The organism is Streptomyces sp. CNT360, from assembly GCF_000424785.1.
On the sequence record NZ_AUKO01000001.1, the window covers coordinates 151103 to 165109 of the forward strand.

The 14007-nt window shown below is 73.1% G+C and carries 9 protein-coding genes; 3 read left to right on the forward strand and 6 right to left on the reverse strand.

Going from position 1 to position 14007, the window contains the following annotated elements; all coding sequences use genetic code 11:
- Nucleotides 1-28: 28 nt before the first annotated feature.
- The 6 genes from H297_RS0100645 to H297_RS33725 form a co-directional block, all read right to left on the reverse strand.
- Complete coding sequence (locus tag H297_RS0100645; protein ID WP_027735469.1) at nucleotides 29-226, reverse strand: hypothetical protein; 198 nt, start codon at nucleotides 224-226, stop codon at nucleotides 29-31.
- Nucleotides 227-419: 193 nt separating this feature from the next.
- Nucleotides 420-2693 carry an MMPL family transporter gene (locus H297_RS33715; RefSeq protein ID WP_078513648.1) on the reverse strand — a complete coding sequence of 758 codons (2274 nt, stop codon included), beginning with the start codon at nucleotides 2691-2693 and terminating at the stop codon, nucleotides 420-422.
- A 312-nt stretch (nucleotides 2694-3005) separates the two neighbouring features.
- Nucleotides 3006-5120 carry an ABC transporter ATP-binding protein gene (locus H297_RS0100655; protein ID WP_027735470.1) on the reverse strand — a complete coding sequence of 705 codons (2115 nt, stop codon included), beginning with the start codon at nucleotides 5118-5120 and terminating at the stop codon, nucleotides 3006-3008.
- Nucleotides 5121-5148: 28 nt separating this feature from the next.
- Nucleotides 5149-6009 (reverse strand): ABC transporter permease, encoded by an 861-nt coding sequence (locus H297_RS33720; protein ID WP_037792640.1) that lies wholly within the window; start codon nucleotides 6007-6009, stop codon nucleotides 5149-5151.
- A 74-nt stretch (nucleotides 6010-6083) separates the two neighbouring features.
- Nucleotides 6084-7034 carry an ABC transporter permease gene (locus tag H297_RS0100665; RefSeq protein ID WP_027735471.1) on the reverse strand — a complete coding sequence of 317 codons (951 nt, stop codon included), beginning with the start codon at nucleotides 7032-7034 and terminating at the stop codon, nucleotides 6084-6086.
- Complete coding sequence (locus tag H297_RS33725) at nucleotides 7031-8920, reverse strand: peptide ABC transporter substrate-binding protein (RefSeq protein ID WP_486589358.1); 1890 nt, start codon at nucleotides 8918-8920, stop codon at nucleotides 7031-7033. The genes H297_RS0100665 and H297_RS33725 overlap by 4 nt, the downstream gene beginning before the upstream one ends.
- Nucleotides 8921-9190: 270 nt before the next feature.
- On the opposite strand from H297_RS33725, the gene H297_RS33730 reads away from it, so the two are divergent.
- From H297_RS33730 to H297_RS0100685, 3 genes are all read left to right on the forward strand, one after another.
- Nucleotides 9191-10393: an ROK family transcriptional regulator gene (locus tag H297_RS33730; RefSeq protein ID WP_078513650.1), complete on the forward strand. Its 1203-nt coding sequence runs from the start codon at nucleotides 9191-9193 to the stop codon at nucleotides 10391-10393.
- The gene (locus tag H297_RS0100680; RefSeq protein WP_051351378.1) at nucleotides 10390-11901 is read left to right on the forward strand and encodes a M81 family metallopeptidase; all 1512 of its coding nucleotides are present in this window, start codon (nucleotides 10390-10392) and stop codon (nucleotides 11899-11901) included. The genes H297_RS33730 and H297_RS0100680 overlap by 4 nt, the downstream gene beginning before the upstream one ends.
- A gap of 184 nt (nucleotides 11902-12085) precedes the next feature.
- Nucleotides 12086-13996: a TerD family protein gene (locus tag H297_RS0100685; protein ID WP_027735473.1), complete on the forward strand. Its 1911-nt coding sequence runs from the start codon at nucleotides 12086-12088 to the stop codon at nucleotides 13994-13996.
- Nucleotides 13997-14007 lie beyond the last annotated feature (11 nt).

Consider the following 14007-nt stretch of genomic DNA (forward strand, 5'->3'; position numbering starts at 1 on the left):
GCACCGGTCTTTCGGGCGGGCCGCGGTCTCAGGCGGCCTGGGCCCACGCCGTCTGCTCCCCCTCCCCCCGTTGCCCTCCACGGTGCAGCCGGAAGCGGCGGGGTGCTCCGCTGTTCCGCTCCCGGCGGCCGCCGCGGGCCTGGCGGACCAGCCGCTCGTGCTCGGCCTCGCGGCGCAGGGCGTCCATGCGGAGCCGGTGGGCGGTGTGGTCGAGGTCGTACAGCATGTGGGTCGCCCCCTGGTGAGGTCGTGCGGACTGTGTGCGTCCACACTCCTTTGGGCGGGGCCCCCGCCACATCGGGCAACTGCCCTGTCCTGCCGGGCCGGGGGACTTAGAGCGCGGGACCGCTCGTCCTAGAAGGGGCCCGACGGGTGCGTAGGGGTGTTCCGTGCAGGCGTAGGGATGCCGCGCCCCGGGCCTAGGCGCTCGGTTCGGCGGGGCCCCGGGAGGGGCGGGCCGGCGGCCCCTGGGGCGGGACGGCGGACCGGCGGGCTGCGCCGTGGGCGGCTCCGGCAGGAGCGGGCGGGGTGGGCTCGGGTGCGGGTTCGGGAGCCGGTTCGATGGAGACGCGGGGCAGGCGGCTGTCCAGCCAGTGGGGCAGCCACCAGTTGGCGCCGCCGAGCAGGTGCATCAGGGCGGGCACCAGGAGGGTGCGCAGCACGAAGGCGTCCAGGGCGACGGCGGCGGCCAGCGCGATACCGAACATGGCGATGAGCCGGTCGCCGCTGAGCACGAAGGCACCGAAGACGGCGATCATGATGACGGCCGCGGAGTTGATGACCCGTCCCGTCTCGGCGAGGCCGACGCGGACGGCACGCCGGTTGTCGCCGGTCAGCCGCCACTCCTCGTACATGCGGCTGACGAGGAAGACCTGGTAGTCCATCGAGAGCCCGAACAGCACCGAGACCATGATGACGGGCAGGAACGGCTCGATGGGCCCCGCGCTCCCCAGGCCGAGCAGCTCACTGCCCCAGCCCCACTGGAAGACGGCGACGACGATGCCGAAGGCCGCGGCGACGGCCGCCAGGTTCATGGCGGCGGCCTTCAGCGGGATGCCGATGCTGCGGAAGGCCAGCAACAGCAGCAGACAGCCCAGCCCGATGACGACGCCGCCGAAGAGTGGCAGCTTGCCGACGATGATGCCGGCGAAGTCGTCGTAGCCGGCGGTGGGGCCGCCGACCAGGACCCGCATCGTCGAGCCGGCCTCGGCGTCGGGCAGCACGTCGCCGCGGAGCCGGTCCACCAGGGCGGAGGTGGCCCGGGACTGCGGGGAACTGTCGGGCACCACGGTGATCACACCGGTGTCACCGCTGCCGTTGAACTGCGGTCCGCCGACCCGGGCGACGCCCGGGACGGCCCGCAGGGCGTCGGGCAGGTGGTCGAAGGCCAGCTTGTCGCCCGCGCCGCCGTCCAGTTCGCCCACCAGCGTCAGGGGGCCGTTGCTGCCGGGCCCGAAGCCGTCGGCCAGCAGGTCGTACGCCTGGCGCGTGGTACTGCCGGACGGGTCGTTGCCCTGGTCGGACGTGCCCAGGCGGAGGCCGAGCGTGGGCAGCGCGAGCACCGCCATCAGCACGACGGCCAGCAGCCCCAGCAGCTTGGGCCGGCGTTCCACGAACGCGGACCAGCGCACCGCCAGGCCGGCCGGGGCGTCCGGGCGGGGCCCGTGCTCGGTCAGCCTGCGGCGCTCCCGGCGGCTGAGCGCCCGCATGCCGATCATGCCGAGGAGGGCGGGCAGCAGGGTGATGGAGGCGGCCACGCTGAGGACGACGGTCAGGCCGGCGGCGAGCGCCACCCCGTTGAGGAAGTCGAGGCGCAGGATGAACATGCCCAGCAGCGCGATGCACACCGTGGCGCCGGCGAAGACGACGGCGCGTCCGGAGACCGTCACGGCCCGCTGCGCCGCCTCGTGCACGGACAGTCCGGTGCGCAGCCCTCTGCGGTGCCGGGTGACGATGAACAGGGCGTAGTCGATGCCGACGCCCAGCCCGATGAGCATGCCGAGCATGGGGGCGAAGTCGGCGACCGTCATGACCTGGCTGAGCAGCCCGATCCCGGCAGCCGCGGTGCCGACGGCGACGACGGCGGTGATCAGCGGCAGCGCGGTCGCCGCGAGGGAGCCGAAGGCGAGGAAGAGCACGACGGCCGCCGCGGCGAGCCCGATGCCCTCCGCGAGCTGCGCTTTCGGCGCCTGGGTGAGGGCCATCCCGGCACCGCCCGCCGCCACCTGGAGGCCGTCGCCCGCGGCGTGCCGGGCGGTGTCGAGGACCCGCTGCGCCTGCTGTGCGCCCAGTTCGCCGGAGGGCGCGTCGAAGGTGAGCGCGGCGTAGGCGGTGCGGCCGTCGTCGCTGATCCGGCCCTCGCCGCCGGGCGCGTAGGGGGACTGCACGGAGGCGACGCCGGGCAGGTCGGCGACCTCACGCAGCGCGTCGGTCATCCGTTCCTGGACGGCGGTGGCGCGCACACTGCCCTTCGCGGTGTGCCACACGAGGGTGTCGCTGTCCCCGGCGCGGTCCGGAAAGGCCTCCTGAAGGCGCTGGGCCGCCTGCGCCGACTCGGTGCCCGCCGCGCCGTAGTCGTCCGAGTACGCGCTGCCGGTCACGGCGGAGGCGCTCACCGCGCCGGCGAGCGCGGCCAGCCACAGCAGCAGGACGAGGAGGCGGCGCTTGTGGCACCAGCGGGCTAGAGCGGTCACGGGCGTCGCCTGTCTCGGGTCTCGGCACGGGCGGGGCGGCGCGGAGCGCACGGACAGGGAGCACGTGATACGGAATACGGAATGCTGCCCTCCGCTCCTGTCGCCCTCGCAGCGTGCCATCCGGAAAAGATCCTTTGCGCTCTTTGTGGCGATACCCACAACGAGCCCGCACACGGGAACTTTTCGGTGCCGTACGCCCGGCTGCCACCGGCGCGGGCCCGCGGATCCGCCACGGGAGGGCGGACGGAGCCCGGGCGGATCGGCGGAAGCGCTCGCACAGGCCGAGCCGGAGGAACCGGAACGGCCGGGGGGTCACCCGGCGGAGTCCCGCACCCCGGCTCCGGCGGCCGGCACCAGCGGGAAGTGACAGCGGACCAGATGGCCCTCCCCCGCAGGGGCCGTCGGCTCGGGCGGGGTGGTGGCGCACAGCTCGGTGGCCAGCGGGCAGCGGGTGCGGAAGCGGCAACCGGAGGGCGGGTCGGCGGCGGAGGGGGTCTCACCCGTCAGAGGCGCCGCCTCGCCGCCGTCGGACCGGTCCGCCTCGGTGCTCTCGGCGGTCTCCAGCAGACCCCGGGTGTAGGGGTGCAGGGGGTGGGCGAACACCTCGGCGGCGGGGCCGGTCTCCACCAGCGAGCCCAGGTACATCACGCCGACCCGGTCGGCCAGGTAGCGCACCACCGCCAGGTCGTGGGAGATGAACAGGTAGCTGAGCCCCTTCTCGCGCTGCAGGTCCCGCATCAGGTTGAGGATCTGCGCCTGTACGGAGACGTCGAGCGCCGAGACGGGCTCGTCCGCGACCACCAGTGAGGGGGCCAGCGCCAGCGCCCTGGCCAGGCCGAGCCGCTGGCGCTGGCCGCCGCTGAACTCGTGCGGGTAGCGGTGGACGGCGCCGCGGGGCAGCCCCACCTCGTCCAGCAGCTCCCGCACGCGCTCCTCCTGGGCCGCGCGGTCGCCGACGCCCTGGACGACCAGCGGCTCCCGCAGGATCGCGCCGACCCGCATCCGGGGGTCCATCGCGGCGTAGGAGTCCTGGAACATCAGCTGCACCCGCCGCCGATGGGTGCGCAGCCCGGCGCGGTCGAGCGTCGCCAGGTCGCGGCCCGCGAACCGTACGGCGCCGCCGGTGGCCTCCTCCATGCCGACCGCCATGCGGCCCAGCGTCGACTTGCCGCAGCCGGACTCGCCGACGACGCCGAAGGTCTCACCGCGCCGCACGGTCAGGGAGACCCCGGCGACGGCGCTCACCGTGCGGCGGTCCTTGCGGCGGGTGAACGGCCCGCCGTGCAGGGGGTAGTCCTTGCGTACCGCGTCGAGTTCCAGCAGCACGTCCGCTTCCCCCGGTGCAGGAACGTCCGGAGCGGTGACGGGCGCGGACTCGTCGGCCGCTGCTGCCTGCGTGTCCGGCTCGGCGGGGTGGAAGCAGGCGTAGGTGTGGGCGCCGGTGCGCAGGGGCGGGCCGGAGCCGTCGGTCTCCACCGTCAGCAGCGGCGGCTCCTGGGCGCGGCAGGTGTCGTCGGCGTACGCACACCGGGGCGCGAAGCGGCATCCGGGCGGCGGGGCGGTCAGCGTGGGCGGCAGCCCGGGGATGGTGGCCAGCGGTCGGCCCGCGTGGGCGGCGCGCTCGGGCAGCGCGTCGAACAGGGCCTGGGTGTAGCGGTGCCGAGGCGAGGTGAACAGCTCCCGCACGGGGGCCTGTTCGGCGACCTTGCCCGCATACATCACGGCCACTCTCTCGACCCGCCGGGAGATGACGCCCAGATCGTGGCTGACCAGGACGAGCGCCATGCCGAGCCGTTCGCGCAGCTCGCCGATGAGCTCCAGGATCTGGTGCTGGGTGGTGACGTCGAGGGCAGTGGTGGGCTCGTCCGCGATCAACAGCCGGGGCTCGCACACCAGCGCCATCGCGATGGCGACGCGCTGCCGCATCCCGCCGCTGAGCTCGTGCGGGTAGCTCTTCATCCGCTCCCCCGGCTGCGGAAGGCCGACCAGGCGCAGCGTCTCCACGGCCCGCTCCCGCGCCTCCGCGCGGCTGATGTCGCGGTGCAGCAGCAGCGGCTCGGCGACCTGGGCGCCGACGGTCATGGTCGGGTTGAGGGAGCTGAGCGGGTCCTGGAAGACGACGCCGACGGTGTCACCCCGCGTCCGGCGCAGCTGCTGGTCGGACGCGGCGGTCAGGTCGGTGCCCGCCAGCAGGACGCGTCCGGAGGTGATGCGGGCGCGGGGCGGCAGCAGCCCGAGGACGGAGAGCGCCGTCATCGTCTTGCCGCTGCCGGACTCGCCCACCAGGCCCAGCGCCTCACCGGGCGCGAGGCTCAGACTGACGCCGTCCAGTGCGCGCACGGAGCGCCGGCCGCCCGCACGGTCGCGCCCTGCGATCGTCAGGTGAAGGTCCTCGATGGCCAGCAGCGGCTTCTCGGTCGACATCATGTGTCCTCAGTTCTCCTGGAGCCGCACATCAGTTCTTCTGCAAGCGCACGTCGAAGGCGTCCCGCAGGCCGTCCCCGATGAAGTTGAACGCGGCGACGACGAGCACGATCAGCAGGCCCGGCGGGAAGATCAGCCACCAGTAGCCGACCTGCGTGTAGGTGATGCCGGAGCTGAGCATGGAGCCCCAGTCGGCGGCGGGGGGCGGGATGGACAGGCCCAGGAACGACAGGTAGGCGACGTAGAGGATGGCATCGGCGATCTGGAACGTGGCGTTGACGATGACCGTGCCGATGGCGTTGGGCACGATGTGCCGGAAGACGGCACGCCCGCTCCCCCCGCCCATCAGCCGCATCGCGTGCACGTAGTCGCGACTGCGCAGGGCGAGCGCCTCGCCGCGGATCAGCCGGGCCGGCGAGAGCCAGGCGACGGAGGCGATGACGAGGATGAGCACCGGCTTGCTCGGGGTGACCATCGTGGCGACGACGACCAGCAGGAAGAGCGCCGGGATGGCGAGCGCCGCATCCGTGATCCGCATCAGCACCGCGTCGACCCACCCGCCGAAGTACCCGGCGACGGCGCCGTAGACGGTGCCGAAGAGGGTGGCCAGCAGCCCGGCGGCCAGGCCGACCTGAAGGGAGGTCTGGCCGCCGTGCATGAGCCGGCCGAGCATGTCGTAGCCCAGGTCGGTGGTGCCCAGCAGGTGGCCGTGGGAGCCGGGGGCGAGGCTGGACTGGTCCAGGTCGGTGTGCACCTGGTCGGTGGGGTGGAACAGCGGCCCGAGGAAGCAGAAGACGAGCAGGGCGACGAGCAGCCCGGCACCGAGCAGCGCCAGCTTGTTCGCGGCGAAGACGGCGACGGTGCGGGCGGCCAGGCTCGGGGTGGCTTCCATGCCCTCGTCGGCCGGCTGCGGCGCGGACGGCCCCGGCTGGGGCGTGGCCGGGGAGGCGGAGGCGGCTTCTGCGGTCACGAGACGCTCCGGATGCGGGGGTCGAGAACGGCGTAGGCGATGTCGGTCACCAGCGAGCCCAGGACGGTGGCGACGGCGACGACGAGGGTGACGCCGAGCAGCACGGGGAAGTCGCTGGACTGGGCGGCGTTCCAGAACAGCAGCCCCATCCCCGGGTAGTTGAACATCGACTCGACGACGAGGGTGCCGCTGAAGAGGGTGGGCAGGTAGAGCCCGAGCAGGCCGGCCAGCGGGATCAGCGCGTTGCGCAGCACGTGCCGGGCGAGCACCCGGGTCTGCGACTGCCCCTTGGAGCGGGCGGTGCGCACGTAGTCCTCGCTGAGGTTGTCCAGGACGGCCGAGCGCATGTAGCGGCTGAACATCGCGACGATGCCCAGCGCCGTGGTGACCACCGGCAGCACGAGCCCGGCCGGCTCGGCGAGGATGCCGCCGACGCTGTCGGCCTGCGGCGCCTCTGCGGGGAAGAGCGGCCAACTCTGGGCGAAGCCGAGGATGAGGACGAGCCCGAGGAAGAAGACGGGGGTGGCATACGCGACGAAGGCGGCACCGGTGAGCGCGTAGTCGGAGATCTTGCCGCGGCGCACCGCCTGCCAGATGCCCAGCGGCACCGCCAGCAGCGCGGCCAGCACCAGGGCCAGCACCGCCAGCAGCAGCGTCCTGGGCAGCCGTTCGGTGAGCAGGGTGAACACGGGCTGGTTGAGTTTGTAGGACTCCCCCAGATCGCCGGTGGCCACCTGCTTCACATACATCCCGTACTGCACCGGCAGCGAACGGTCGTACCCCTTCAGGTGGTTGAAGTGGGTGATGGCCTCCGGGGTGGCCGTGGGGCCGAGGATGGCCCGGGCGGGGCCGCCGGGCAACTGGTGCAGCAGGACGAAGACGATGAGGGAGACGAGGAAGAGCACGACCACCGCCTGGCCCGTGCGTTTGAGGAGGAAGCGGGTCACCGCTGGGCCCCTTTCCCGCTGTTGCCGCTGTTGCCGCCCTTGCCGTTCTTCTTGACGAAGTACCAGTCCTGCGGGGCCAGCGTCAGCGAGGGGTTCTGGTCGATGCCGCGCAGATCGCTGCGGATGACGGAGACCTGGTAGGCCGGGTTGGGCGTCCACAGCACCGGGGCCTCACGGGCCAGGTGGCCGGCGTACCGGCGCAGCGCCGCGGGGTCGTCGGAGTACTCGGTGCGTTTGATGAGGCGGTCGGTCCTCGGATCGCTCCAGTTGCCCATGTTGGAGGGGGCGCCGGTGGCGAAGAGCTGTTCGCCGCTCGGGTCGGCGGGGAAGATCCAGCTTCCCTGGGTGCCGAAGAAGCCCAGCTCCCACCGGGAACAGACCGGCTCCTTCGGCTTGCAGGGCACGGTGGTGCCCAGCACGGTGTTCAGCGGCTGCTCCCGGATGTCGAGCCGGACGCCGGCGCGGGAGAAGGACGACTTGATCGCCTGCATGGTGTTGGACGTCTCCGTCGAGCCGGACTGGGAGAGGAGTTCGAGGACGAGTTCCTGGCCCTTGTCGACGCCCTTGCCGCAGTGCCCTTCGCCCGTGCCCGGTGCGGCGCAGCGCAGGGTGGAGCCGTCGCCGGACCGCCAGCCGTGCGCGGCCAGCAGCGCGCGGGCCTTCTTGGGGTCGTAGGGCAGCGGGTTGTGCTCCATGAGGGCGGCGGGCACCGGGCCGAGGGTGGGTTCGGCGCTGCCGTGCCAGACGTGCTCGGAGATCGCTTCCTGGTCGATGAGGGACTGGAGGGCCTGGCGCAGGTAGCGCTGCCGGAACAGCGGTCCTGACCGTGGATGGTTGAGGTTGGGAACGAGATAGGTGATGCCCCAGCTCTCCCACGGGTCGATGCGGTAGCCGGTCTCCTTGAAGTGCTGCGACTGGGCCATCACGGACGGCGGGATGTAGCCGTAGTCCAGCCCGCCGGCCCGCAGCACGTTGAACTCGCTGCTCGCGGTGGTGAACGGTTTGAACACCACCCGGTCCAGATGCGGCTTGTCGGGTCCTCCGTAGTGCTTTTCGGGCACGAGGGAGACGTGGCCGGAGGCGGTCCACTTCTCGATCCGCCAAGGGCCCATGGTCGTCTTCCACAGCGGATCGCTGCCGAAGTGGGAGAGCTGCTTGGCGTGCGAGAGCAGCCGCTGGAAGACCTTCTTCGGCCCCTCGCCCTTCTTGCTCCAGGCGTGCCGGGGAAGGGCCTTGAGGTAGTCGAGCTGGTCCGCGGTGAACCAGGTAGGGTTGTAGGCACGGTCCAGCCGCAGCCGGAAGGTGTGCGCGTCCAGGACCTGGAACCGGTCGATGTTGTCGGGCAGCAGGCCGGGCGAGTAGCCGCCCCAGTCGTCCTTGTTGGCACGGATCAGCTCGAACCAGAAGCGCACGTCGTCGGCGGTGACCGGCTTCCCGTCGTTCCAGTGGTAGCGCTTCTTCAGGGAGATGGTGACGGTGCGGTTGCCGTCGCTGAAGCGGGGCTTCTCGGCGACGTTGCGGGGGCTGTCCATCGTCAGCTTGCCGTTCTTGTCCGGCTCGGCCGTGTACAGCGGCGGGTAGAGCAGGTTCTGCAGGGCGCTGTTGTAGGTCGCCAGGTACCCGGGTGCACCGATCGGGAAGACCCAGTTCGGAGTCGCCGCGGGCGGCAGCGCCATCACGGCCGTGCCGCCCTGCACGGGCACCCCCTCACCGGGCCGCAGATCGGTGACCGCCTCCACCCGGGGACCGCAGCCCGCCAGCAGCGCGGTGACGGTCAGGAGAGCGAGCGCGGCGAGCAGCGTGCCGGGACGCCGCCCGCTCCGGCCGCGCAGCGGGGCGGTACGGCCGCGGACGGGCGCGGTACCGGCGCGTATGCGAGCCCGCACCCGCGGCCGCCGCTCCCCGACACAGGTGCGCGCCCTGGCACGCGTTCGCGTCCCGGATCGCGTTCGACTCCTGGACTCGCGCATGCTGTGCCTCCGGTGGAACGGCCAAAGATAGCGAGCAAAGTACGGAAGCTTTCGAAAAAAGGTCAAGACCTGTTGGCCGAATCCGTGGACATCGTGTCTACTGACGCCAGTTGAGGCCGCCACTTCCTTCGGCAACCGAAGGAAGTGGCCGGACTTTTGCACGCCGAACGACCAGAAAAGGTGTCTATGCCCTCCGCACCGCAGCAGCCGAGCACCCCGGCCGACCCGGCGCCGCTGCCCGGCACGGCGGCCCGCGTACTCGACCTGGTGGCGAGCGGCGCGGTCGCCTCCCGCGCCGACCTCGTCCGCGAACTGGGCCTGGCCGCCTCCACCGTCTCCGCACGGGTCCAGGAACTGGTCGACCAGGGGCTGCTGACGGAGGTCGGCGAGGGCACCTCGCGCGGCGGGCGGCGCCCCAAACTGCTGCGGATACCGCAGGACGGGGCCGTCGCGCTCGCCGCCGACCTGGGCAGCCACCATGTGCGGCTGGGCGCCGTCGGGCTGACCGGCGGCGCCCTCGACGTGGAGGAGCACGCCCTCGACCTGGCCGAGGGCCCGGCCGCCACGCTCGGCGTGCTGGTCGACCGCTTGCGCGCGCTGGCGGAGCGGCAGCGCGCTGCGGGCCGCACCGTGCGGGCGCTCGGCGTCGGCTTCCCCGGGCCCGTGGACACCGCGGCGGGCCGGGTGGTGGCCCCCTCCCGGATGCCGGGGTGGCACCTGTTCGAGCTGCGCGACCGGCTCGCCGGCCCCCTCGGCCTGCCCGTGCTCGTCGACAACGACGCCAACGTGATGGCGCTGGGCGAACACCGCGCCGCCCTGCCGTCGCTGCACCACCTGGTGCTGGTCAAGGCGGGCCGCGGCATCGGCTCCGGCGTCATCAGCCACGGCGGGCTCTACCGGGGTGCGGGCGGCGCGGCCGGCGACATCAGCCACGTCCGCGTCGAGGCGGCGGCCGAACGCCCCTGCTCCTGCGGCAACATCGGCTGCCTGGAGACCTGCGCCAGCGGCGCCGCCCTGATCACCGCACTCCGCGAGCGGGGGCTGCGGGTGGACGGCGCCGCCGACGTCCTGCGCCTGGTCCGGGACGGCGAGCCCCGGGCCACCACTCTGGTACGGCAGGCCGGGCGGCACATCGGCACCGTGCTCTCGGTCGTCGTCAACTTCTTCAACCCGCAGGCCGTCGTGCTCGCCGGTGCCTTGGCCGAGGCCGAGCCGCTGGTCGCCGCCGTCCGCGGCATGCTCTACGAGCGCTGCCTGCCCATGACCACCAGCGACCTGCTGATCACCGCCGCGACCACCGGGCCCGACGCCGGGCTGCTCGGCGCCGGCCACGCCGCGCTGCGGGAGACGGCCCACGAACTGCGCACAGAGAGGAACTCCACCCCATGACGCCGACCTCGGCCACCCCTGACTCCCCCGGCGCCCCGCGCCCACGGCGCCGTCTGCGCATCGGCATCGGCGGCATGGCGATCGAGTCGAGCGAGTTCTGTCCGCACCGCTCCTCCTACGAGGACTTCCGCGTCACCCGCGGCGCCGACCTGCTGGCCCGCTACACCTGGACGCGGCCCGACGACCCGCTGGCGCCCCTGGTGGAGTGGGTGCCGCTGGTGCACGCGGTCGCGCTGCCCGGCGGGCCCGTGGTGCGGGAGACGTTCGACCGGATACGGAACGAGCTGACCGACCGCATCCGCGACGCCGCCCCGCTCGACGGACTCGTCTACGACATCCACGGTGCCATGAGCGTGGTGGGCCTCACCGACGCCGAGGCCGAACTGACCGCGGCCGTCCGCGAGGCCACCGGTCCTGGCACGCTCATCTCCGCGGCGATGGACCTGCACGGCAACGTCTCCTACGACTTCGCCCGTCGGCTCGACCTGCTCACCGCCCACCGGCTCGCCCCGCACGAGGACGCCTGGGACACCCGCGAGCGTGCCGCCCGCAAGCTCGTCGAGCGGCTGGCCGAGGGGGCGGGACGGCCGCACCGCGCCTGGGTGCAGGTCCCGGTGCTGCTGCCCGGCGAGAAGACCAGCACCCGCCTGGAGCCCGCCCGGTCGCTGTACGGTTCGCTCGCGGGCATCGAGGCCATGGACGGGATCTGCGACGCGGCCCTGTGGGTCGGCTACGCCTGGGCGGACGAGCCCCGCTGCCGCGCCGCCGTGGTCGTCACCGGCGACGACGCCGGCCTCGCCCTGGAGCAGGCCGGCTCGCTGGCCCGCCGCTACTGGGAGGCGCGCCGTGACTTCACCTTCGTGGGGCCGACCGGGCAGGCCGAGGTGTGCGTGGCCCGGGCCGTGGCCTCCACGGCCCGCCCGTTCCTCATCAGCGACTCCGGCGACAACCCCACGGCGGGCGGCGCCGGCGACCTGGCGTACATGCTGGGACGGCTGCTGGCGAACGAGGACCTGGCGGCCGGCCGCGCGACCGCGCTGCACCCGGGCATCCACGACCCGGCCGGCGTGGCCGCCTGCTTCGCCGCCGGCACCGGAGCAAAGGTCACCCTCCGGGTGGGCGGGCACGTCAGCGCGGGTACCGGGGCACATGCCGAACCCTGCGAACTGACCGGGCGCGTCGTCTCGTTGCAGACCCTCGACGGGGTGAGGGCGGCGGCTGTGCGCAGCGGCGGCGTCACCGCCGTGCTCACCGAGCGCCGCAAACCGTTCCACACCCGGGCGGACTTCGGCGAGCTGGACCCGCACGCCTACGACCTCGTCGTCGTCAAGATCGGCTACCTGGAGCCCGAGCTTTACGAGATGGCAGCCGACTGGCTCCTCGCCCTCACCCCCGGCGGCGTCGACCAGGACCTGCTCCGGCTCGGTCACCACGGCGTGACCCGGCCCCTGTACCCGTTCGACGACGAGGACTTCCACGACCCCGCCCTGACGCCCGTGCTGTTGTGAGACGCAGCCGTGACAGTACGCCCCGGTCACCGCGCCGGAGGCACCCGTTAGCCTGTGGACACCTTCGGGCCCCGCGGGACGGCGCCGGCCGACCGGACGGGAACGCCGCGGGGCACAGAAGTCGCAACCAGGCCGCAACGGCCCGGAGCACGCACCACCACGGGATGGGGGACGGTCGTTACGTATGCCCAGGGAATTGCAGCGCGGCCACAAGGCCAGGATCAGTGATCTGACGGCGGGCACCGATCTGTACGTGGGCGTACAGATCGCCGGAGCCGCACTCGGCTTCGACATCAGTTGCTTCGGGCTGGACGAGCAGGAGCGGCTCTCCGACGACCGCTACTTCATCTTCTTCAACCAGCCCAAGTCGCCCGAGGAGTCGCTCCAGTTGCTCGGCGCCCAGGCCGGGGACACCGAGTCCTTCCGGGTGACGCTGGAGCGGATTCCGCAGCAGGTGCAGCGGCTGTCGTTCACGGCGTCGCTCGACGGCCCCGGGCAGATGTCGCAGATCGGCCCCGGGTACATCCGCCTGGTGGCGGGCGGCGAGGAGGTGGCGCGGTACGCCTTCGACGGCTCGGAGTTCACCACCGAGCGGGCGGTGATGCTCGGCGACATCTACCGCAAGAACGACGTCTGGCGGTTCGCCGCGATCGGCCAGGGGTTCGACGGCGGGCTGGACGCGCTGCTGAAGAACTTCGGCGGCGAGATCGCCGAGGAGCAAGAGCCCCAGCAGCAGGCCGCCCCGGCCGGTGGTGCCCCCGGTTTCGCGCCGCCCGGCGGGCCGCCCGCCGCCCAGCAGCCCGCGCCGGGCTTCGCACCCCCGGCGGGCGCGGCCCCCGCCACGGGCGGCCCACCCCAGGCACCGGGGCCCCGGCAGGCCCCGGCTCCGCAGCCGCAGGCCGGGCAACCGGCGCAGTCTCGACCGGCGCAGCCCGCGCCCCAGCAGAACCCGCACGCCCCGCAACAGCCGCAGCCCGCGTCCCCTCAGCCGCAGGCCGACCAGCAGCCACCCGCCGCACAGCCACCGAGTGCCCCGCAGCCGTCGCCGATGGCACAGCAGCCGCCTCAGCCTCCGGCTCCACAACAGCCGCAAATGCCCCAGCAGTACGGGCAGCCGCAGCCGACCACGCCGGACATGCACGGGGCACCCACCATGGCCGGCCCCTCGCCCTTCCCGCCGCAGCACGGGGGGCAGGTGCCGCCGCCCCCGCAGCAGCCCGGACCGCCCGGGCCCCCTCCCGGACAGCAGCAGTACGGGGCCCCCGCCGCACCGCAGGCACCGCATGCCCCGCAGGCACCGCAGCCGCCCCAGCAGTACGGGACACCGCCGGCCGGACAGCAGCTGTCCAACCCGTTCGCCCAGCAGCCGGGCGTCCCCGGCGGCCAGGGCGGCTTCGGCGGCGGACAGGCACCGCAGATCCCGCAGGGCCCGGCGGCGGGCATCGGGGCCGTGCTCCAGAAGTTCCACGAGGTCCCCACCGGACAGCGCTGGACGCTGCAGAACCAGGCGCTCGTCCGCGCCGACATCGGCATCGACGGCCGGCCGGTGCTCGCCAAGCAGGGCAGCATGGTGCTCTACCAGGGGAAGGTCGACTTCTCCTACAAGGGCGCCGGGTTCGCCGGCCGGGTGGTCGGCAACGCCACCGGCCAGGAGATGCAGCTCATGCGGTGCAGCGGGCACGGACAGGTCTTCTTCGCGGAGAACGGGGCGCACGTCCACCCCGTCGAACTCCAAGGCGACGCGCTCTGCGTCTCCGCCGAGAACGTGCTGGCCTTCGACGAGTCGCTCCAGCACGAGGTGCGCCGCATCGAGGGTCACGGCATCCCCGGCGGCGCCCTGTTCACCATGCAGTTCACCGGCACCGGAACAGTGGTCGTCAAGACACAGGGCACGCCCGTCGTGCTGCCCGTCACGCCCACCACGTTCGCCGACGCGCAGGCCGTGGTCGCCTGGTCGGCGGCGGCACAGGTCATCATCTCCAGCCAGGTGCGGCTGCGGCGCAACGCCTACCCGGGGCACAGCGGCGAGACCGTGAACCTCCAGTTCCGGGGCGCGCCCGGCAACTTCATCGTCGTCCAGCCGTACGAGGTCTGAGGGGGAGCCCG

Excerpts from the sequence above, each read along its gene's own strand:
- H297_RS0100655 (WP_027735470.1), bottom strand. The coding sequence starts at position 5,120 with ATGATGTCGACCGAGAAGCCGCTGCTGGCCATCGAGGACCTTCACCTG.
- H297_RS33720 (WP_037792640.1), bottom strand. The coding sequence starts at position 6,009 with ATGGAAGCCACCCCGAGCCTGGCCGCCCGCACCGTCGCCGTCTTCGCC.
- H297_RS0100645 (WP_027735469.1), bottom strand. The coding sequence starts at position 226 with ATGCTGTACGACCTCGACCACACCGCCCACCGGCTCCGCATGGACGCC.
- H297_RS33730 (WP_078513650.1), top strand. The coding sequence starts at position 9,191 with ATGCCCTCCGCACCGCAGCAGCCGAGCACCCCGGCCGACCCGGCGCCG.
- H297_RS0100680 (WP_051351378.1), top strand. The coding sequence starts at position 10,390 with ATGACGCCGACCTCGGCCACCCCTGACTCCCCCGGCGCCCCGCGCCCA.
- H297_RS0100685 (WP_027735473.1), top strand. The coding sequence starts at position 12,086 with ATGCCCAGGGAATTGCAGCGCGGCCACAAGGCCAGGATCAGTGATCTG.